Annotated in this window: 1 pseudogene; it reads right to left on the reverse strand. The window is 70.6% G+C overall.

Annotated features, from left to right (window positions below):
- Positions 1–1,094, reverse strand: a pseudogene (locus tag ACFWI9_RS34690) (hypothetical protein); the annotation flags it as partial.

Consider the following 1,094-nt stretch of genomic DNA (forward strand, 5'->3'; position numbering starts at 1 on the left):
GTGTCCGCGAGTGCGTTGCCGGTGGTGTCGTGGTTCACCGTGCCGGTGCGGTCGCCCAGCAGGTCGTAGGTGTACGTCTGCCAGTACGGCGCGGGCCCGCCCACCGTCTTCGTCTTCACCGGGGCCGCGCTGGTCTGCACGGAGGCCGAAGTGCATCCGCCCACGGCGCCCACCGGTGCGGTGCCGGAGTCGGTGATGCCGGCGGTGTCCGTCCAGGCGGCGGTCCGCCGCTGGAAGGAGTCGTAGGCGAAGCACTGGGTGTGGTGGGTGGTGTTGTCCTGGAGGTCGTCCGTCGCGGTGAGCTCGCCGGCCTGGTTGTAGCGGTAGTTGACGACGTCCAGGGCCGTGGCCGACGTCTGCACCATGCTGCTGGTCTGCGTGGTGGCGCCGGTCGTCGCGTCGTACTGGGCGAAGGTCGCGAGCTCCTTGCCGGTGGAGCCGTAGTTGGTCTGCAGGACCCGGCCGAAGGGGTCATGGACCGTGCCGTCCAGGTACGAGGGCGTGTTGGCGGCGTTGATGTAGCCGCCGAACCCGTCCAACGCGCCCTGCAGGGTGTAGCCGTAGCCGACGCGCTCGGCCGGGAGGCCGCCGTCCGCCTGGTACTGGGTGGTGGCCAGCAGACCGGTGTTCGGCGTGTACGTCGACGTCAGGGCGTAGGTGATCGTGCCGCCGGCGCTGCCCGCCGTGCCCGGGAAGCCGTCGGCGGACGGGACCGTGAGGGTCGAACCGAGCGGCTGGTAGGCCGTGTTGTAGCCGGTGACCGCCTCGGTGTACGCGCTGCCGCTCGTGCCGCCGACATAGCGGGTCGAGGAGGTCGGGTAGCCCTTGGCGAGCGTGTCGTAGACCCGGGAGGTCTGCTGCTTGGCCGGGTCGGGCGTGGCCGACCAGGGGGCCGCGTACTCCGCCGTGAGGCGGCTGTCCCAGTCGTAGGCGTACGACAGCACCTGGCCCCGCGGGTCGGTGGTCTGGAGCAGGTTGCCGAGCACGTCGTACTTGTCGAAGGTCGTCGTGCCGGTGTTGGGGTCGGTCTGGGAGGTCGGCTCGCCCATCAGGTCGTAGTGGTAGGACCAGGTGTTGCCCGCGCTGTCGTCGAC

This window comes from Streptomyces sp. NPDC127084, from assembly GCF_042724175.1.
In the GTDB taxonomy this organism is placed as follows: Bacteria; Actinomycetota; Actinomycetes; order Streptomycetales; family Streptomycetaceae; genus Streptomyces.